Source organism: Pseudomonas sp. Leaf15, assembly GCF_001421425.1.
Lineage (GTDB): Bacteria > Pseudomonadota > Gammaproteobacteria > Pseudomonadales > Pseudomonadaceae > Aquipseudomonas > Aquipseudomonas salomonii.
Genome location: NZ_LMKI01000033.1, coordinates 162,813 through 180,693, shown reverse-complemented (window position 1 = coordinate 180,693; position 17,881 = coordinate 162,813). Strand labels below are relative to the sequence as shown.

Genomic DNA, 17,881 nt, shown 5'->3' with positions numbered 1-17,881 from the left:
AGCTTGGAAGGGACTCAGTCGGCGGTGGGCCGTGCTGGGCAAGTCAAACTTAACAGAGAACACACCTATGCTTTTTTCCCGTAAGGCGGTTTCCAAGCGTCACCTGCTGCTGATCGCAGCCGGTTTCAGCACCGTGTTGACCGGTTGCGCCACGTCGCCGGCCTCCAAGGTCGCGTCGAGCACCAAGGTCGAGTACTACCCCAACTGCTACGAGCCGGTGCAGCACCTGCGTGCAACCGATTCGAACATGACCAAGTCGGTCGTGACGGGTGCCGCCCTGGGCGCAGCCGGCGGTGCATTGCTGGGGGCGTTGACCGGCGACTCCGAAAAGCGCGGCCGTAATGCCGCCATCGGTGCAGCGGGCGGTGCCCTGGCGGGTGGCGCAGCGGGTTATTACACCGAGCGTCAGAAGCAGATCACCGATGACAACCAGCGCATCGCGTCGTACTCCACCGACTTCAACAAGAGCGCCTCTGACATCGACCGCAGCACCGCGTATGCCAAGGCATCCCAGCAGTGCTACCAGAGCGCGTTCACCAAGCTGGTGGCCGACCGCAAGGCCAAGGCCGTCAACGACACCGAAGGCCGCAAGCGCCTGGCGGAAATCGTGGCTGGCTTGAAAGAGTCCAATGACCTGATCGTTGCCGTGAACGGCAAGGCCAGCGAAGACTTGAACAACTACACCCAGGCCTACGAGCAAGACCTGAAACAAGTGGGTGTGCAGCGTGCTGACGTAGTGACCGTGGCCCAGGCAGACGTGACGCCGCAGGTGGTGCCGGCCAAGAAGGGCGGCAAGGCGCCGGCCAAAGTCGCCAAAAAACCGGTGCTGCCAACCGTGCCGAAAGAAGCGGTGACCACCGAGAAGAGCATTCAGACCGTGCAAACCAAGCAGGCTGAAAGCAAGCAGGTTGCCAGCGCCGGTAAGGCGCAGATCGAAGGCACCTGCCGCGATCCGAACCTGGCCGATTGGGCGCCAGTGCCGTGCCCTAACGTATAAGCAACATGTTGCTATAAGCGTTAAACGCCTGCCGATCTCCTGCTAAAGCGCGAGATCGGTGGCGTTCTGCCGGTAAATCGTTACACTGCTGCGGCCACTTAATAAATACATTGAGGCTGTGTGCATGAAATTTCGTCTTCTGCTGTGGGTGCTGGGCCTGATGATGGGCAAAGCCAGCCGCACCAATCCTGCCTTTCAGCAACAGCTGGGTGACAAAGACCTGGCGTTCCAGTTGCAGACCCTCGACGGCAAAGTTGCCCGTCACTTCATCGTCAAAGACCAGCGCATCACCAGCCGCTCAGGTGTTCACCCGTCGCCCGCGTTTGCCATTGCCTTTAAAGATGCCGCCTACGGCTTCGCCACGATGCAGGCGAAAAACAAGCAATTGGCGTTCATGACGGGGATTCAGGACAAGTCGATCCAGATCAAGGGCAACCCGGCACTGGTGATCTGGTTCCAGGGGCTGACCAAGTATTTGAAGCCGCGTAAAAAGACGGTGCGTTAATGGTTGTAATGTATTTGGGGCTTTAATAGCCCCAAACAGGTTAGTCAGGCCGGGTATTAATGATCTCGTCCCGGCCCCGCTTGGCCCCATGGATGAGCACATCCCGGCGGAACTCACCCCACGCTTTGGTGATCTTGCTACCCGTTGTGAAAGCTTCAAGTTTGATATTTGCAGACGCCTCTTCAGCGACGTGAATATCAGTCTTTCCCGAGTAAACCGTAACATCTACGTGGCCAGCGTTAGCACGTATCGTGTCATGGGTTCCCGACGAGTAAATTTGAGTGAGCCTGGGCGCATAGGCAGGTATATCGGTGGAAAAAAAGTTTTCTTCGCTGTCACCATAAAGCCTGTTATTGCCGGCGCCCCCAAACAGCTTATCGTCGCCGGCTCCGCCGCGTGCAGTTCCTCCGCCCGTGCTGAGTTGCACTTGGTCATCGCCATCTCCGGCATCTACCTCTGTAAAGCCACCGCCAGCTTGTATGAAGTCGTTACCGTCTCCTGATTTGACGCGAGCGGTGACCCTGACGTTGTCATCGATTTTTATAAAGTCGCTGTATTGGCCTGTCGTGATGTTGAGGGTACTTAGACCAGAGTTTGGAAGATGCAACGGGTGCGGTTTGCCGTTTATATACGCGACAAGGTTGTCATTAGCGTCTTTTTTTATTCTGATGTCGGCCCGTTGATGAGTGACGCTGATAGTGACGACAGGGCCGTTTGAATCACGATCGTGAACGATTTTTACGGTGCTTTCCTGCTTGGGTGAAGGTTGATCATGCCGTGCAGAAAAAGAGATGGGTGTGGGTGAGGCAATGACTGTCATAACAGGGTTCCAGTGTAAGTCGGGTATATAAATTCCCGGTGAATGAGTGTTGTGATCAAGTGCCTGGCGGGGTTTAACAATTAAAGGACTCAGGGCCACAGGGCATTTTCTTCGCTCTCAGTTCGTGGTGCCTGCTGAGTGCGTTGATTATCTTTTTCAACTTCATTTCGACCGGTATAAGTGACACTTATATTTTCCTCTTCCCTGCCTGCCCATAACGCTACGGTTTCAGTGTTGCCTGCACTTTCTGCAATATGGATCTGTGCTTGTACCTCAGGGTGTACTACGACATATGCAGATTGTGATTCAATTCTCATGATTGTAAACGCGCGCGCCCTTATTTTATCGTTCTCGCCCTGGGCCAATATCCATGTCGCTTGATCGTCAGAACGTTGAAGGTTGCTCATCATGATGTTTCTTCCTGAACCACCGGAAAGATGCGCGGAGCCTGCTGGGCCACCATATAGCTTGTCATCGCCGTCTTGGCCATATAACTCTCCGCCCCCCGCGCCCAGCACTGCTGTGTCGTCGCCATCCCCCAAGTAAACTTGAGCACTGCCACCGCCTGTGATGACGGTGTCTTTACCATCCCCTGTATTAATAGTCAGTGTTGCCTTGACTTGGGGCGCGATGGTGATTTTATCATTGCCCTCGTTAGTGGAAATGTGGATCTTTGCACTTCCACTGCTGCCATCTGAGTCCAGGAAAACAGATACACCATTTATAGTGGCGAGCACCCGACCGTCTTTCATGGATAAGTTGATGACGTCGTTTTCGCTTTCTGTGTGAATTTCTATTTTGTCTGCAGGTCGATAGTTCTGGCCTGGGGTTTGCGGCCCTTGCCGCGGATAGGTTTTAATCCTTGTGTTGCCGTAGTCCTCTACCTTAACTTTGATCTCACCATCAGTATTTCGCGTCACGTAACTGTTTGTTGGTGTTGCTGCGGTGTAATTAGATTGAGAGAGAGTAGAGATCATTAGGTGGGCCTCAGCGCTTTATTGAGTAAGATGATTACCTGTATGCGCTGTGTGGACAGGTCAGCCGTGAGGGTTCCATGTTATATGTTGCTGGTTGCTTCTTGGATGTTGGCGCGTTACAGATTTTCCATGCCATGTGTTCGTCGCGAATTGTTTCGCAACCTCGGATGTGAAGAATTAGTAACCGGTACTTATGCTGGGATTCAGGATCGGTCGATGCCTATCAAGGGCAACCCGACACTGGTGATCTGGTTCCATGGGCTGACCAGGTAGTTGAAGCCGAGGAAAAAGAAGTAGGTCTTTCAGGCAGACCGAGCTGGCTTGCCTGCGAAAGCTTTGTGGCAGGCGACAGACTTATCCCTGGCTGAACTGGGACGCGAGTTCGCGTAGCAGCACTTCGGCATCCAGCACTTTACCGACCACTTCTTCAGCCTTTTCCCGGCTCAGGCCCACGCGTTCCAGTAAGGCATCCGGGATGGCTTCATCCGGCCCGGAGCCAATCCCCCGACTGCGCAGCAGGCGCACGGCCAGGCACACCAGGTTCGGGTATTCGGCGTATTGCCCGTCATAGGTCGGGTCGTGCTGGAAGCGCAGGGCGGTGGACAGTTCGTCCGGCATGTCCCAGTAGCGCATCAGCCAGGCGCAGATCTGCTCGCGGCTGATGCCCAGCAGATGCTGCTCGACATAGCTGTGACACAGGTGCGGGTTGACCTCCAGGTGACGGCAGATCAGCGAGAAGTGTGGCGGGAACACATGGGCCAGCAGCAGGTAACCGAAGTTGTGCAGCAGGCCTGCCAGGTACGTCAGGCCGGCTTCCGGGCGCTGGGCGCGGGGCATGGCGCGGGTCAGGCCTTCGATCACGGCGGCGGTGTAGATCGACTGGTGCCAGTACGGCGTGGACTGGTGCGGATGGTCCTTGGGCAGGCTCAGGGTTTTGCCCAGGGCCAGGCCCAGCGCCAGGTTGATCACCAGGTCAAAGCCCAGCACGCGCACGATGGCGTCTTCCACTGAACGAATCTTGCCTGGTGAGGCGTAGTACGGCGATGCCGCCCAGCTCACCACTTGGGCCGCAAGGGCCGGGTCGGTTTCGACGACGCTGGTGATGTCATCGATGGTGGCGTTGGGGTCGACGCGCAGCTTGATGATTTTCTGTGCGGTGTCGGCCAGCGGCGGAATCTCGATAGTCGCTTCCAGACGCTGCTGGATTCGGCGTGCAGTGAACGCTTGCATCGCCTGGGTGATTTCCTCGCGGTCATCATTGGGACGGTCGAGGTTGGGGCGGATGTTGCTCAGCGGTTCGCCGAAGTGCCCGGCGCTGGCCTTGGTGAGCATGCTCTTGAAATCGCTGCTGGCGATTTCCAGCAGCAGTCCGGCTTCACCGGAGTGCACCAACAGGCTTGGCTCGCTGAGCAGGCTGCCTTCATACAGGCATGGCGAACTGGTCAGCGCCGGCAAGCCCGGCAACAGGCTCAAGTCGTGCTTGGCCAGCATGCGTTCGATGCGGTCCGGCGACACGGCCGTGAGGCGACGGCCGGTGAGTTCTGCCAGGCGGTTGAGGTCGAGCAACTGGCTCTGCGGGAACAGCACCATAAGTGCGCCCACGGCATCTTCCAGCAGCACCGCCTGGACCTTTTGTGCGGGATTCAGGCCGGCGTGTTCGGTCACTTCCGTGTAGGGGATGGCGAGCTTTGCGAGCAGAGCCCGAATGACCGGCGGGGCGGTCAGTGGGGCTGTGGCGAGGGCGACTTCTGACATGGCCTGATCCAATTTCGTACAGTCACCGAAGTATAACCAGCTTGATACACCTGTTGGTTGGATAAGTGAGTCAGGCGTCACACTTGGCCGTATTGCTGCCCATGCCTGAGCCAGCGATCCAGCAAGGGGCTGACATGCTCGGGCCAACGCTCCAGCAGCGCTTGCGCCGCATCACGCACGGCAGGCAGCAGGTCGGCATCGCGCATCAGGTCGGCGACCTTGAATTGCAACAGGCCAGTCTGGCGGGTGCCGAGCATTTCACCGGGGCCGCGCAGTTCGAGGTCTTTTTCGGCGATGACAAAACCGTCGTTGGTCTCGCGCATGATGCCCAGGCGCTGACGGCCGATCTGTGACAGCGGCGGGTGGTACAGCAGCACGCAGTGGCTGGCGGCGCTGCCCCGGCCGACACGACCGCGCAATTGGTGCAGTTGGGCCAGGCCCAGGCGTTCGGGGTTTTCGATGATCATCAGGCTGGCGTTGGGCACGTCCACGCCGACTTCAATCACCGTGGTGGCCACCAACAGTTGCAGGTTGCCAGCTTTGAACTCGGCCATCACCGCGGCTTTTTCCGCAGGCTTCATGCGCCCGTGGATCAGCCCGACCTTCAGCTCGCCCAGCGCGCTGGTGAGGTCTTCAAACGTGGTCTCGGCGGCCTGGCAGGTCAGTTCTTCGGACTCTTCGATCAGCGTACACACCCAGTATGCCTGGCGGCCTTCGGCGCAGGCGCCGCGCACGCGCTCGATCACTTCGACGCGGCGCGTGTCGGTGACCAGCACGGTGTTGACCGGGGTGCGGCCGGGCGGCAGCTCATCGAGGATCGAGGTGTCGAGGTCGGCGTAGGCGCTCATCGCCAGGGTGCGCGGGATCGGCGTGGCGGTCATGATCAACTGGTGCGGGTTCATGCGCCCGCCCACGCCTTTCTGGCGTAACGCGAGACGCTGCTGCACGCCGAAGCGGTGCTGTTCGTCGATGATCACCAGTGCCAGGTTCTTGAACTGCACTTCGTCCTGGAACAACGCGTGGGTGCCCACTACCATCGGTGCGCCACCGGCGATCTGCTCCAGGGCGGCGGCGCGGGTCTTGCCCTTAAGCTTGCCGGCCAGCCACGCCACTTCCAGGCCCAAGGGTTCGAGCCAGCGCTTGAAGGTGATGAAGTGCTGTTCGGCGAGGATTTCAGTGGGCGCCATCAACGCCACCTGGTAACCGGCTTCCAATGCCTGCAAGGCGGCGAGGGCGGCGACCACGGTCTTGCCCGCGCCCACATCGCCCTGGATCAGCCGCAACATCGGCTCATGCTGGCTGAGGTCGTAGGCGATTTCATTGCCCACACGTTGCTGCGCGCCGGTGGGTGCAAAGCCAAGGTTCGCCAGGTATTGCGCAGGCAGCCGCGTGGCCTTGGGCATCGCCGGCGCGCGCAGAGAGCGCATGCTTTCGCGCAAGCGCTGCTGGGACAGTTGGTGCGTCAGCAGTTCTTCGAAGGCCAGGCGATGCTGAGCCCAGTGATGGCCCAGTGCGAGCTCATCCACATCGGCGTCGGCTGGCGGGTGGTGCAGGTAGCGGATCGCATCGTCCAGCGGTGCCAGTTGATAGTCGCGAGCCAGCTCCAGAGGCAGCCAATCGGGCAGGCTTTTGGGGCCGAGCATCGTCAGCGTCTGCATGCACAGCTGGCGCAGGCGTTGCTGGGTCAGGCCTTCAGTGAGCGGGTAGATCGGTGTGAGCGTGGTGTCGACCGGTGGAGGTTCGTCACCGGTGATGGCGCGGTATTCCGGGTGATAGATCTCCAGGCCCGATGCGCCGGGGCGCGCTTCGCCATAGCAACGCACGCGGGTGCCACGCTTGAGGCCGTCCTTTTGCGCGTTGCTGAAATGGTAGAAGCGCAGGCTCAGGCCACCGGTGCCGTCCTGCAGGCGCACGACTAAACTACGGCGCTTGCCCATGACCACGTCGGCACCGCTGACCGTGCCTTCGACCACTGCATCCTGCCCGGGGCGCAAGTGGCCGATGGGCACTACGCGTGTGCGGTCCTGATAACGCAGGGGCAGGTGGAACAGCACGTCCTGGAGGTTTTCCAGGCCGACCTTGGCCAGCTTCTCGGCCATGGCTTCACCGACACCTTTAAGTGCCGTCACCGACACCTGCGACAGCTCAGTCATACGTTTGCTTAGCTCGCAGCAGGCGGCTTGGCCACCGAACACAGGCGGATCGAGTCGGCCAGGATCTCAATGGCTTTCGGGCGTGGGAAGCTCGCGCGCCAGGCAATCGCCACGGTACGGAACGGCACCGGCGGCGTGAGAGGGCGCACTTCGATCACGCCGGGAGCGTAGTGATGGCTGTCCACTGCCGACAGCGGCAGAATCGAAATGCCCAGGCCGGACGCGACCATGTGCCGGATGGTTTCCAGGGAGCTGGATTCCACGGTGGTGTGCTTGGCGCCGTCGTTGCCCTTGGTCAGGGTCGGGCAGGCTTCCAGTACCTGGTCGCGGAAGCAGTGGCCTTCGCCCAGCAGCAACAGGCTCTTGTCGTTAAGCAGGCCGGCGTCGATGGTGTCTTTCTGCGTCCACGGGTGGGAGGCCGGCATCAGTACGTAGAACGGCTCGTCGTAGAGCGGCAGGGTCAGCACATCTGCTTCGTTGAACGGCAGGGCGATGATGATCGCGTCCAGCTCACCGTTGCGCAGTTTGTCGCGCAGTACGTGGGTAAAGTTCTCTTCGATATACAGCGGCATCTGCGGCGCAACGCGGTGCAGTTGCGGAATCAGGTGCGGGAACAGGTACGGGCCGACGGTGTAGATGGCGCCGACTTTGAGCGGCGCGGTCAGCTGGTTCTTGCCGGCTTGGGCCAGCTCGCGAATGCTTTGGGCTTGTTCCAGCACCTTTTGGGCCTGGGCGACGATGCCTTCACCCACCGGCGTGAGGCGCACGGCGCTCTTGCTGCGCTCGAAAATCAGCACACCGAGTTCGTCTTCAAGCTTTTTCACACCCACCGACAGCGTCGGCTGGCTGACATGGCAACGTTCGGCCGCGTGGCCGAAGTGCTGCTCTTGGGCGAGGGTCACGATGTAGCGTAATTCTGTAAGAGTCATAGCGGGCGTCCATGAGGTTGCGGGCCAAGCATACCGGCTGCAATCGATAGACGCACGTTATCAGAACTTTGATGGGGATTGAGCGGGGAATGTTGAGGATTTTGCTGAAGCGATGAAACCAAATGCGGGAACCGGCTTGTGTGGGAGCTGGCTCCTACAAGCCAGCTCCCGTTTGCCGCTTACCGGCGGCGCTTCTCGATGTTGTAAACGAACGGCGCGACGATTTCGACGCTGCCGCCTTTCAACATATCGGCCGGTGGCTTGGGCAGTGGCTGGGCACGACGGATCATGTCCAGGGTCGCACGGTCCAGGTCGGCGTTGCCGGAGCGGCCCACCAACTCGTAGGACAGCACGTTGCCTTCGGCATCGACCACAAAGCGCAGGCGGTTCAAGCCTTCCTTGCCACGCTGTTGGGCACCTGGCGGGTACTTCTTGTACTTCTGCAAGTGCGCCAGCAGGGTGCCTTCCCAGGACGCTTTGGCTGCGATCTGTTGTGGCGACGGGCCCGGAGCCGGCTGGGCGGACTTTTCAGCCGGCGCATTGTTCTGTGGCGATTCGCTCGGCGGCTCTTCGGAAGGTTTTTCCTTGGGCGGCTCGGGCTTCTTCTCCACCGGCTTGGGCGGCTGAGGTTTGGGTTTTGGCTTGACCGGCTTGGGCACCTGGATCGTTGGTTTAGGTGCCTCGGCCAGTTTTGGCAGGGGCAACTCTTCCACGGGGGCAGGCGGCTGCGGCGGCGTGACAACCTTGGGCGGCGCCGGCGGTGGCGGTGCAGGCATCGGCGCCAGGTCGATGACCATGGCCGCCGGTGGCAACGTTACCGGATGCGGCGCGGACCACTGGAGCGCGATGATGATCGCGACGGCATGCACGCCCAGCACGACGGCGAGGCTGGTGCCATAACGCGTCAGTTTGTGGCGCGTCGTGATCATTTCTTGGCTGCCGTCTCAAGTCCGACCAGGCCTACCTTGAGGTAGCCGGCTGCGCGCAGCGCATCCATCACACTCATCAGGTCGCCGTAGTCCACGCCTTTGTCGGCCTGGAAGAAGATCGTCGTGTCTTTCTTGCCCTGGGTCTTGGCGTCGAGCACCGGGCCCAGGGTTTCAGCTTTGACTTCTTCTTCGCCCAGGAACAGACGTTGGTCTGCCTTGACGCTGAGGAAAATCGGCTTCTCCGGCCGCTGCGCAGGCTTGGCGCTGGACGCGGGCAGGTCGACCTTGATATCCACGGTCGCCAGCGGCGCGGCCACCATGAAGATAATCAGCAGCACGAGCATTACGTCGATGAACGGCGTGACGTTGATCTCGTGGTTTTCGACGAGTTCGTCGTCGCCTTGATTCAAATGCAGGCCCATGGCCGATTACCCCACTTTCACCATGTGCGGTTGCGAGCTGCGCTCGGTAGGCAGGTGATCGAGGTCGCGGCTGACCAGCAGCAGGACTTCTGCCGACGCGTCCGATACCTGAGCCTTGTAGCCGGCAATCGAACGGGCGAAGACGTTGTAGATCACTACCGCAGGAATCGCGGCAACCAGGCCCAGGGCGGTTGCCAGCAGAGCTTCGGCAATGCCGGGGGCGACGACGGCGAGGTTGGTGGTCTGGGTTTTGGCGATGCCGATGAAGCTGTTCATGATGCCCCACACGGTGCCGAACAGGCCGACAAACGGTGCGGTGGAACCGATGGTGGCGAGTACGCCGGTGCCGCTGCTCATGTTACGGCCACAGGCTGCAACCAGGCGCTCAAGGCGGAAGCTGACGCGCTCCTTGATGCCTTCTTTTTCACGGGTATTGACCGACAGGCGCATTTCTTCCAGCGCGTCGTGTACCAGCAGGTTGGCCAGCGTGCCCTTCTTGGTCGCGCTGTCGCTGGCTTCCTTGAGGGTGGTGGCTTTTTTCAGGTGGACGATTTCAGTGCGCAGGCGGCGCTTGGCACCCAGCAGCTCGAAGCCCTTGGCGATCCAGATGGTCCAGGTGATGATCGAGGCGATGGCCAGGCCGATCATCACGGCTTTTACCACCACGTCAGCGTTCTGGTACATGCCCCAAGGCGACAGGTCATGGGCCATGCCCAGGCTGTTGTCTTCTTCCAGCACTACACCGGTTTCGTCGGCAGGTGCAGCGTTGCCTGCAGCCTGGGCCGGGTCGGTGGCAACCGGCGCAGCAACAGGCGCGGCTGGCGTAGCGCCAGTGTGCTCGGCAGCAGCCGGTGCGGCTGGGGCGGTGGCATCAGCGAAGGCGGCGGTCGGTGCCAGCAGTACGCTGAACAGCAGCGCAGCAATCGCACGCCAGCCGCGGGATGGGCTGTGAAGCTTGGTTGGCGAAGCGGGGTTTGTATTACGTGTCATGCTGGCCGGACCTGAGAGAAAAAATGGAGTGATCGTCCTGCCAGACCCTTGGGGGTCGAGGACAAATGGGCGGTTATTATTGCAAGTAATTCTTGTTAACAGAAGTAATACAGTTACTTTATTTGTCCTTTTTCTGGCCGCTCGTCATCTGCGAAGGCTAATCTAGACCTTTAAGAACGGAGTTTTATGATGTCTGCGCCTTCTGTTGTGATTGCCGGTTGCGGTGATGTGGGTAGTCGGCTGGCTAGCCAATTGCTGGCCTCGGAATGGGAGGTTCACGGCCTGCGCCGTGATATTTCAAAGCTCCCCGATGGCGTGATCGGCATTGCCGGCGACCTGTTCAAAAAGGATTGCCCTGAGACCTGGCCGATCGGCGCAGTGGATTACCTGGTGTATTGCGCAGCCGCCACCGACCGCGATGAGGCCGGGTATCGCGCGGCGTACGTGCAAGGGTTGCAGCATGTGTTGGAGTGGCTGAACGACTACGGCCAAGCGCCCAAACATTTGCTGTTTGTGTCCAGCAGCAGCGTGTACGGCCAGCAGAATGGTGAGTGGGTCGACGAAACCTCCGAGACCCAGGCGAAAGGCTATTCCGGCCAGGTCATGTTGGAAGCCGAGCAAGTGGCTCTCAACAGCGGCATCCCGGCGAGCATCGTGCGTTTGACCGGTATTTACGGTCCTGGCCGTGAATGGCTGCTGACCCAGGTGCGCCAAGGCTATCGTGTGGCAATCGATCCGCCTTTATATGGCAACCGGATTCACGCCGATGACGCGGCGGGTTTGCTGGCCTTTTTGCTACGCCATGTTGAGCAGGGCGGCTCGCTGGAAAAAATCTACATCGGTGTCGACGATGTCCCAGCGCCATTGGCGGAGGTGGTGGGCTGGTTGCGCGAGTACCTGGGCGTGACGGAGTGGGCGGATGACGCCAGTGTAAGGCGTGCCGGCAGCAAGCAATGCAGCAACGCCCGGGCCAAGGCGTTGGGTTGGGTACCGACCTACCCGACTTATCGCGAAGGGTATGCGGCGATTCTCAAGGGCTGAAACGCAGTCAAAAAATGTGGGAGCTGGCTTGCCTGCGATGACGGTGGCTCAGTCGAGATAGATGTCGACTGATACTTCGCTATCGCAGGCAAGCCAGCTCCCACATTTGCTTCAGGGTGAGGCTGGTTATTTCTTCTCAAGCAGCCATTGGCGCGGGCCGGGCGTGAACTGCGGCACTTCGTCGGCCAGGGCGGTGTTGATCGCCTGGAAGATTTCCAGCTGCTTGCCTTTGCGCGCGAAGATCCACGGGTTGCCCTGGCCGTTCAATTGCAGCCAGATACTGTCGTAGCCGCCGCTCATGGAGGCGCAGTCGCCAGCCAGGCACAGCGAGTAGCGGTCGACGCCTGGCAGGCCGGCGACCTTGCCGTCGGCCTGGAACTGCACCGTGGAGCCGCTGCCGTTGCCGTCGGTAATCTTCCAGTCGCCGCCCATGTAGGCTGCATACAGCGCCCGCTCGAAGTTGGCACCCAGTGGCGCACCTTCCGGAGCGGGATCCTTGGCGCGGGCGAACAGTTGCTCGGGCTCGTTATCGTTGGCCACTTGCAGCAGTTGTTTGCCTTTGCGCTTGAGTTCAGTGGCGGAGCTGCCGTAGAACTCGACGCTCCAGGCGCCGGATTTATCGCCGAGCAACTTGCCTTCGGCGACTTCAAAGCCGTTGTAGTAGCGCGCCTGCAAAGCCTTGGTGTTGACCTCCCATTCGAGGTTCGGGCCAAAACTCTGCAGCGCTTCACGCAAAGCGCCGCCCTTGGCTGCCGCGTTGATGGCGGCCTGGTTGATCCAGGTGCCACTCACATCCAGGTCGGCGGGGTTGCTGGCGCAGCCGCCGAGCAACAGGGCGAGCGTTGATAAGGCTACAAGCGCTTTGCGCATCATGAAATCCTTCTGAAACGAAGTCGGCGCAGCCTGTTGTGGCTGCGCCGGGTGTTTTATTCGATGACCAGGATCGCGTCCATCTCAACCTGTGCGCCCTTTGGCAGGGCGGCAACGCCGATGGCGGCGCGGGCTGGGTAGGGCTGTTCGAAGTACTTGCCCATGATCTCGTTGACCTTGGCGAAGTGGCTCAGGTCGGTGAGGAAGATGTTGAGCTTGACGATGTCCTTGAACGAACCACCGGCGGCTTCGGCTACGGATTTCAGGTTTTCGAAGACTTGTACGGTTTGTGCTTCGAAGCCTTCAACCAGTTCCATGGTCTTTGGGTCGAGCGGAATCTGGCCGGACATGTAGACGGTGTTGCCCGCCTTGATCGCCTGGGAGTAAGTGCCGATGGCGGCCGGGGCTTTGTCGCTGGTGATAACAGTCTTGGTCATGAGTTGCTCCTTGTAAGAGAGGGGCTATGCACGCATGCGGGTGATACGGATCACTCCGGTCAGGGCGCGCAGTTTCTTGATCACGCGGGCCAGGTGCACGCGGTCGTGCACGCTGACCACCAGCTGGACCACGCTGATGCGGCCATCGCGTTCGTCCATGCTGATTTTTTCGATATTGCCGTCAGCCGCGTTGACGCTGCTGGCCAGCAAGGCGATCAGGCCACGCTGATGTTCCAGCTCTACACGCAGCTCGACGTTGAATTCGCCGGTGACATCCTTGGCCCAGGAAAGCTGGATGCATTTCTCCGGGTTGTGGCGGATTTCGGTGATATTGCGGCAGTTGTCCAGGTGCACCACCATGCCTTTGCCGGCTGACAGGTGGCCGACAATCGGGTCGCCCGGGATCGGCGTACAGCATTTGGCGTAGCTGAGTACCAGGCCTTCGGTGCCGCGAATCGCCAGCGGGCCTTCCGGGCTTGGCAACTGTTCGCCTTCGCCGAGCAAGCGGCGTGCGACTACATAGGCCATGCGGTTGCCCAGGCCGATATCTTCCAGCAGGTCCTCGATGGTTTCCTGGCGGTACTCATGGAGCATCGCTTGCACGCGCTCGGCCGGGATCTTGTCCAGGGCGCTGTCGAAACCGTTGAGGACCTTGTTCAGCAGGCGTTCGCCGAGGCTGATGGATTCGGAGCGGCGTTGCAACTTCAGGGCGTGGCGGATGTGTGTCCGCGCTTTACCGGTAACCACGAAGTTGAGCCAGGCCGGGTTCGGGCGCGCGCCGGGTGCACTGACAATCTCGACCGTGGAGCCGCTTTGCAGCGGTTCGGACAGCGGCGCGAGGCGACGGTTGATCCGGCAGGCAATGCAGCTGTTGCCGACGTCGGTGTGCACCGCGTAGGCAAAGTCGACCGCCGTGGAGCCTTTGGGCAGCTCCATGATTCGGCCTTTGGGGGTGAACACGTAGACCTCGTCCGGGAACAGGTCGATCTTCACGCTTTCGATAAATTCCAGGGAGTTGCCGGCACGTTGCTGCATTTCCAGCACGCCTTTGACCCACTGGCGAGCACGGGCGTGAGTGCCTTTTGGCTGTTCGTCACCGCTGGACTTGTACAGCCAGTGGGCGGCGATGCCGTTGTTGGCCATCTCTTCCATTTCCCGCGTACGGATCTGGATCTCGATCGGCACCCCGTGCATACCGAACAGCGTGGTATGCAACGACTGATAGCCGTTGGCCTTGGGAATGGCGATGTAGTCCTTGAAGCGTCCCGGCAGGGGTTTGTACAGATTATGTACAGCGCCCAGCACGCGGTAGCAGGTGTCGACCTTGTCGACGATGATCCGGAACGCGTACACGTCCATGATCTCGTTAAAGGCCCGGCGCTTGCCGCGCATCTTCTTGTAGATGCCGTAGATGTGCTTTTGCCGGCCGCTGACTTCGCCTTCAATCTCGTCGATCGCCAGGCAGTGGCTCAGCGACTCTTCGATCTTGTTGACGATTTCCTTGCGGTTGCCCCGTGCGCGCTTGACCGCCTGGTAGATGCGCGCCGAGCGCATCGGGTGCATGGCCTTGAAGCCGAGGTCTTCGAATTCGATACGAATGGCATGCATGCCCAGCCGATTGGCGATGGGCGCGTAGATTTCCAGGGTTTCCTTGGCGATGCGCCGGCGTTTTTCACCGGACAGCACTTCCAGCGTGCGCATGTTGTGCAGCCGGTCGGCCAGCTTGACCAGAATCACACGGATATCCCGCGCCATGGCCATGGCCATTTTCTGGAAGTTTTCTGCCTGGGCTTCGGCCTTGGTCTCGAAGTTCATCTGGGTCAGTTTGCTGACCCCGTCGACCAGTTCGGCCACGGTTTCACCAAATTGCGCGCTGAGCGCTTCCTTGGCGATGCCGGTGTCTTCGATCACGTCATGCAGCATCGCGGCCATAAGGCTCTGATGGTCCATGTGCATGTCGGCAAGAATATTTGCCACCGCAAGAGGATGGGTGACATACGCCTCACCGCTTCGGCGGCGTTGGCCGTCGTGGGCTTGTTCGGCGTAGAAATACGCTCGGCGGACCAGGTTGACCTGGTCTGGGCCGAGGTAGGCCGATAAGCGATCGGCGAGGGCGTCTATGCTCGGCAAAGTATGAACTCCTGCCGTTGGCTGTGACCCCGCGCCGTGCTACGTCGACCAGGCATAGGCTTAGACGGCCTCGTTGGACTCGTCCTCGAACGCTGCAAACAGCGGTTCGTCTTCAACGATTTCAGCGTTGGCGATGAACTCGTAGCTCATCAGGCCTTCAGCGATTTCACGCAGGGCTACAACGGTAGGCTTGTCGTTTTCCCACTGGACCAGGGGCTCTTTGCCGCCGGTGGCCAGTTGACGGGCACGCTTGGTAGAGAGCATGACCAGCTCAAAGCGGTTATCCACGTGTTCTAGGCAGTCTTCAACGGTTACGCGGGCCATGGTATTCCTCGGAGCGAATGCAAGATGCGCGCTGCCCGGTTGGGCGAGCGGACTAAACAGTTTAAAAAATCACCAGCGTTTAGGGAAGCGCTGATTTTCCACGCGCCCTCGCAAAACCGCTACAAGTGCCAATGTAAAGCCCTTGCAGCGGTTTTGGGAAGAGCCAATCAACCGAGCAGTTCGGCGAGTAATTTGCCAAAACGCTGCTGCTGACGCTTTTGCTGCAGCTGATTGGTGCGGAAAATCGCCTTCAAATCATCCAGTGCGTGGGCAAAATCGTCATTGATGATCAGGTAGTCATAGTCGACGTAGTGGCTCATTTCGCTGACGGCTTCACGCATGCGACCTTCGATGATCTCATCGCTGTCCTGGCCACGGTTGGTCAGGCGCTGGTGCAGCGCTTCCAAAGACGGCGGCAGGATGAAGATCGAACGCGCCTTGGGCATCAACTGGCGCACTTGTTCGGCGCCCTGCCAGTCGATTTCCAGGATCAGGTCGTGGCCTTCGTCCAGCGTCTGCTGCAGGTGGCTTTGCGAGGTGCCATAAAGGTTGCCGAACACTTCGGCGCGTTCCAGGAAGTCGCCGTGTTCGATCATCTTGACGAACTCGGTACGCTCGACGAAGTGATAGTGCACGCCGTTCACTTCACCGGGGCGCATGGCGCGGGTGGTGTGCGAGACCGAGATGCGGATGTGCGCGTCGGCGTCGGTCAAGGCTTTGACCAGGCTGCTCTTGCCCGCGCCCGAAGGGGCGGAAATGATGTAAAGGGTGCCGGTGCTGTGGGTCATGAAAGTTGCCTTACTCAATATTTTGTACTTGTTCGCGCATCTGCTCGATCAACACTTTGAGGTTGACCGCAGCCGTGGTGCTGCGCGGATCAAACGCCTTGGAGCCCAGTGTATTGGCTTCGCGGTTGAGTTCCTGCATCAGGAAGTCCAGGCGCCGACCGGCGGCACCCGCTGACTTGAGTACGCGGCGCACTTCAAGGATGTGGGTGCTCAGGCGGTCGAGTTCTTCGGCCACGTCGCTTTTTTGCGCCAGCAGCACCATTTCCTGCTCCAGGCGCACGGGGTCGAGGTCGGCCTTCATGTCAGTGAAGCGGTCCAGGACCTTTTGGCGCTGGGTGGCGAGCATCTGCGGCACCAGCTCGCGCAGGGTGACCACGTCTTCTTCGATCGAAGTCAGGCGCTCATTGATCAGGCGGGCCAGTTCGGCGCCTTCGCGCTCACGGCCGGCCTTGAGCTCTTTCAATCCCTGGGTGAACAGCGCGAGGGCTTCGGCGTTCAGGGCTTGCGGGTCGGTGGCGTCGGCCACCAGCACGCCGGGCCAGGCCAGCACTTCCAGCGGGTTCAGCGCAGCAGGTTGTTTGATCAGGCCGGCGATGGTTTCGGCGGCGGCTACCAGCTGCGCGGCGCGGTCACGGTCGACCTGCAGCGGCTTGCCGGTGGTTTCTTCGGTAAAGCGCAGAGTGCATTCCAGCTTGCCCCGCGAGATACCCTGGCGCAACGCTTCACGCACGGCGCCTTCGAGGTCGCGGAACGACTCCGGCAGGCGCAGGTGCGGCTCCAGGTAACGGCTGTTGACCGAGCGCAGTTCCCAGCTCAGGGTGCCCTGGACGCCGGCTTTTTCGACGCGGGCGAAGGCGGTCATGCTGTGCACCATGGAAGTACCTCTCGATGCAGTCCCGCAAAGCGGGCTGATGAGTAAATTGAAGCCGACAGGCTGCGAAGGCGCAGGATTGTAGCGCAGTGGGGCGAGCGCGCCCAAACAATGGGCAATAGTCTGAACATTCGTAACCGAATTTTTTAGAAGTGCCCCGAAACGGTTCGCGGCTCTATAATGCTCGGCAGTTTTTCGTCCTTCGTACAGGTATCCCCTATGAAACGTCCAAGTGGTCGCGCTGCCGATCAGCTCCGCTCGATCCGCATCACCCGCAACTACACCAAACACGCCGAGGGATCTGTACTGGTCGAGTTTGGCGATACCAAGGTGATTTGCACCGTCAGCGTCGAAAACGGCGTGCCGCGTTTCCTCAAGGGTCAGGGCCAGGGTTGGTTGACTGCCGAATACGGCATGCTGCCGCGCGCCACCGGCGAGCGTAACCAGCGTGAAGCCAGCCGTGGCAAGCAAGGCGGCCGCACCCTCGAAATCCAGCGCCTTATCGGCCGCTCGCTGCGCGCCGCCCTGGACATGTCCAAGCTGGGCGACGTGACTCTGTACGTCGACTGCGACGTAATCCAGGCGGACGGCGGCACCCGCACCGCTTCCATCACCGGCGCCATGGTGGCCCTGGTTGATGCGCTTAAAGTGATCAAGAAGCGCGGCGGCCTCAAAGGCGGCGACCCGCTCAAGCAGATGATCGCTGCCGTGTCGGTTGGCATGTATCAGGGCGAGCCTGTGCTGGACCTGGACTACCTGGAAGACTCGGCTGCCGAGACCGACCTGAACGTGGTGATGACCAGCACCGGAGGTTTCATCGAAGTACAGGGCACCGCTGAAGGCGCGCCATTCCAGCCGGCCGACCTGAACGCCATGCTCGCCCTGGCCCAGAAAGGCATGACCGAAATCTTCGAACTGCAGAACGCCGCCCTGGCCGACTGAG

General features: G+C 60.2%; 18 protein-coding genes and 1 pseudogene. 5 read left to right on the top strand and 14 right to left on the bottom strand.

Annotation, left to right across the window (positions count from 1 at the left end; genetic code table 11):
• Window positions 1-67: 67 nt before the first annotated feature.
• Together tagQ and ASE80_RS22370 are read left to right on the top strand one after the other, a co-directional pair.
• A complete protein-coding gene (gene tagQ, locus ASE80_RS22375) occupies window positions 68-997 on the top strand; it encodes a type VI secretion system-associated lipoprotein TagQ (protein ID WP_056860848.1) in 930 nt (309 codons plus the stop codon).
• A gap of 124 nt (window positions 998-1,121) precedes the next feature.
• The gene (locus tag ASE80_RS22370; protein ID WP_056860847.1) at window positions 1,122-1,502 is read left to right on the top strand and encodes a hypothetical protein; all 381 of its coding nucleotides are present in this window, start codon (window positions 1,122-1,124) and stop codon (window positions 1,500-1,502) included.
• Window positions 1,503-1,542: 40 nt separating this feature from the next.
• Here ASE80_RS22370 and ASE80_RS22365 read toward each other — a convergent pair whose 3' ends face one another.
• On the bottom strand, window positions 1,543-2,322 hold the full coding sequence (locus tag ASE80_RS22365) for a hypothetical protein (protein WP_056860846.1): 780 nt from the start codon (window positions 2,320-2,322) through the stop codon (window positions 1,543-1,545).
• A gap of 89 nt (window positions 2,323-2,411) precedes the next feature.
• Complete coding sequence (locus ASE80_RS22360; RefSeq protein ID WP_056860845.1) at window positions 2,412-3,299, bottom strand: calcium-binding protein; 888 nt, start codon at window positions 3,297-3,299, stop codon at window positions 2,412-2,414.
• A 198-nt stretch (window positions 3,300-3,497) separates the two neighbouring features.
• On the opposite strand from ASE80_RS22360, the pseudogene ASE80_RS30385 reads away from it, so the two are divergent.
• A pseudogene (locus tag ASE80_RS30385) lies at window positions 3,498-3,572 on the top strand (helicase); the annotation flags it as partial.
• An 81-nt stretch (window positions 3,573-3,653) separates the two neighbouring features.
• Here ASE80_RS30385 and ASE80_RS22355 read toward each other — a convergent pair.
• The 6 genes from ASE80_RS22355 to exbB form a co-directional block, all read right to left on the bottom strand.
• The gene (locus ASE80_RS22355; protein WP_056860844.1) at window positions 3,654-5,054 is read right to left on the bottom strand and encodes an aminoacyl-tRNA deacylase and HDOD domain-containing protein; all 1,401 of its coding nucleotides are present in this window, start codon (window positions 5,052-5,054) and stop codon (window positions 3,654-3,656) included.
• Window positions 5,055-5,131: 77 nt separating this feature from the next.
• On the bottom strand, window positions 5,132-7,207 hold the full coding sequence (gene recG, locus ASE80_RS22350; protein WP_056861049.1) for an ATP-dependent DNA helicase RecG: 2,076 nt from the start codon (window positions 7,205-7,207) through the stop codon (window positions 5,132-5,134).
• Between the two features lie 8 nt (window positions 7,208-7,215).
• Window positions 7,216-8,136: a hydrogen peroxide-inducible genes activator gene (locus ASE80_RS22345; RefSeq protein ID WP_015886540.1), complete on the bottom strand. Its 921-nt coding sequence runs from the start codon at window positions 8,134-8,136 to the stop codon at window positions 7,216-7,218.
• Window positions 8,137-8,315: 179 nt separating this feature from the next.
• Window positions 8,316-9,065: an energy transducer TonB family protein gene (locus tag ASE80_RS22340; RefSeq protein ID WP_056860843.1), complete on the bottom strand. Its 750-nt coding sequence runs from the start codon at window positions 9,063-9,065 to the stop codon at window positions 8,316-8,318.
• Window positions 9,062-9,487 carry a TonB system transport protein ExbD gene (gene exbD / locus ASE80_RS22335; protein WP_056860842.1) on the bottom strand — a complete coding sequence of 142 codons (426 nt, stop codon included), beginning with the start codon at window positions 9,485-9,487 and terminating at the stop codon, window positions 9,062-9,064. Before exbD ends, ASE80_RS22340 begins: the two co-directional genes overlap by 4 nt.
• A 6-nt stretch (window positions 9,488-9,493) precedes the next feature.
• Entirely contained in the window at window positions 9,494-10,477 is a 984-nt protein-coding gene (gene exbB / locus ASE80_RS22330; protein WP_056860841.1) for a tonB-system energizer ExbB, read from the bottom strand.
• Between the two features lie 189 nt (window positions 10,478-10,666).
• Here exbB and ASE80_RS22325 point away from each other — a divergent pair, with 189 nt between their 5' ends.
• On the top strand, window positions 10,667-11,518 hold the full coding sequence (locus ASE80_RS22325) for an SDR family oxidoreductase (RefSeq protein WP_056860840.1): 852 nt from the start codon (window positions 10,667-10,669) through the stop codon (window positions 11,516-11,518).
• A 126-nt stretch (window positions 11,519-11,644) separates the two neighbouring features.
• Here the strand turns inward: ASE80_RS22325 and ASE80_RS22320 are convergent, their stop codons facing one another.
• The 6 genes from ASE80_RS22320 to ASE80_RS22295 form a co-directional block, all read right to left on the bottom strand.
• The gene (locus tag ASE80_RS22320) at window positions 11,645-12,388 is read right to left on the bottom strand and encodes a hypothetical protein (RefSeq protein WP_056860839.1); all 744 of its coding nucleotides are present in this window, start codon (window positions 12,386-12,388) and stop codon (window positions 11,645-11,647) included.
• Window positions 12,389-12,444: 56 nt separating this feature from the next.
• The gene (locus ASE80_RS22315) at window positions 12,445-12,825 is read right to left on the bottom strand and encodes a RidA family protein (protein ID WP_003176922.1); all 381 of its coding nucleotides are present in this window, start codon (window positions 12,823-12,825) and stop codon (window positions 12,445-12,447) included.
• A 24-nt stretch (window positions 12,826-12,849) separates the two neighbouring features.
• Window positions 12,850-14,955: a bifunctional GTP diphosphokinase/guanosine-3',5'-bis pyrophosphate 3'-pyrophosphohydrolase gene (gene spoT / locus ASE80_RS22310; RefSeq protein ID WP_056860838.1), complete on the bottom strand. Its 2,106-nt coding sequence runs from the start codon at window positions 14,953-14,955 to the stop codon at window positions 12,850-12,852.
• A 60-nt stretch (window positions 14,956-15,015) separates the two neighbouring features.
• The gene (rpoZ, locus tag ASE80_RS22305; protein WP_003176920.1) at window positions 15,016-15,279 is read right to left on the bottom strand and encodes a DNA-directed RNA polymerase subunit omega; all 264 of its coding nucleotides are present in this window, start codon (window positions 15,277-15,279) and stop codon (window positions 15,016-15,018) included.
• A gap of 167 nt (window positions 15,280-15,446) precedes the next feature.
• The gene (gene gmk, locus ASE80_RS22300) at window positions 15,447-16,067 is read right to left on the bottom strand and encodes a guanylate kinase (protein ID WP_056860837.1); all 621 of its coding nucleotides are present in this window, start codon (window positions 16,065-16,067) and stop codon (window positions 15,447-15,449) included.
• Window positions 16,068-16,077: 10 nt separating this feature from the next.
• The gene (locus ASE80_RS22295; RefSeq protein WP_056860836.1) at window positions 16,078-16,941 is read right to left on the bottom strand and encodes a YicC/YloC family endoribonuclease; all 864 of its coding nucleotides are present in this window, start codon (window positions 16,939-16,941) and stop codon (window positions 16,078-16,080) included.
• Between the two features lie 216 nt (window positions 16,942-17,157).
• Here ASE80_RS22295 and rph point away from each other — a divergent pair, with 216 nt between their 5' ends.
• The gene (rph, locus tag ASE80_RS22290) at window positions 17,158-17,880 is read left to right on the top strand and encodes a ribonuclease PH (protein WP_003213280.1); all 723 of its coding nucleotides are present in this window, start codon (window positions 17,158-17,160) and stop codon (window positions 17,878-17,880) included.
• Window position 17,881: the final 1 nt, after the last annotated feature.

Coding starts and splice junctions, on each gene's coding strand:
- gmk (WP_056860837.1), bottom strand. CDS start 16,067: ATGACCCACAGCACCGGCACCCTTTACATCATTTCCGCCCCTTCGGGC.
- ASE80_RS22325 (WP_056860840.1), top strand. CDS start 10,667: ATGTCTGCGCCTTCTGTTGTGATTGCCGGTTGCGGTGATGTGGGTAGT.
- ASE80_RS22340 (WP_056860843.1), bottom strand. CDS start 9,065: ATGATCACGACGCGCCACAAACTGACGCGTTATGGCACCAGCCTCGCC.
- rph (WP_003213280.1), top strand. CDS start 17,158: ATGAAACGTCCAAGTGGTCGCGCTGCCGATCAGCTCCGCTCGATCCGC.
- ASE80_RS22315 (WP_003176922.1), bottom strand. CDS start 12,825: ATGACCAAGACTGTTATCACCAGCGACAAAGCCCCGGCCGCCATCGGC.
- ASE80_RS22355 (WP_056860844.1), bottom strand. CDS start 5,054: ATGTCAGAAGTCGCCCTCGCCACAGCCCCACTGACCGCCCCGCCGGTC.
- ASE80_RS22345 (WP_015886540.1), bottom strand. CDS start 8,136: ATGACTCTTACAGAATTACGCTACATCGTGACCCTCGCCCAAGAGCAG.
- ASE80_RS22295 (WP_056860836.1), bottom strand. CDS start 16,941: ATGGTGCACAGCATGACCGCCTTCGCCCGCGTCGAAAAAGCCGGCGTC.
- ASE80_RS22360 (WP_056860845.1), bottom strand. CDS start 3,299: ATGATCTCTACTCTCTCTCAATCTAATTACACCGCAGCAACACCAACA.
- exbB (WP_056860841.1), bottom strand. CDS start 10,477: ATGACACGTAATACAAACCCCGCTTCGCCAACCAAGCTTCACAGCCCA.
- ASE80_RS22370 (WP_056860847.1), top strand. CDS start 1,122: ATGAAATTTCGTCTTCTGCTGTGGGTGCTGGGCCTGATGATGGGCAAA.
- rpoZ (WP_003176920.1), bottom strand. CDS start 15,279: ATGGCCCGCGTAACCGTTGAAGACTGCCTAGAACACGTGGATAACCGC.
- tagQ (WP_056860848.1), top strand. CDS start 68: ATGCTTTTTTCCCGTAAGGCGGTTTCCAAGCGTCACCTGCTGCTGATC.
- ASE80_RS22320 (WP_056860839.1), bottom strand. CDS start 12,388: ATGCGCAAAGCGCTTGTAGCCTTATCAACGCTCGCCCTGTTGCTCGGC.
- recG (WP_056861049.1), bottom strand. CDS start 7,207: ATGACTGAGCTGTCGCAGGTGTCGGTGACGGCACTTAAAGGTGTCGGT.
- exbD (WP_056860842.1), bottom strand. CDS start 9,487: ATGGGCCTGCATTTGAATCAAGGCGACGACGAACTCGTCGAAAACCAC.
- ASE80_RS22365 (WP_056860846.1), bottom strand. CDS start 2,322: ATGACAGTCATTGCCTCACCCACACCCATCTCTTTTTCTGCACGGCAT.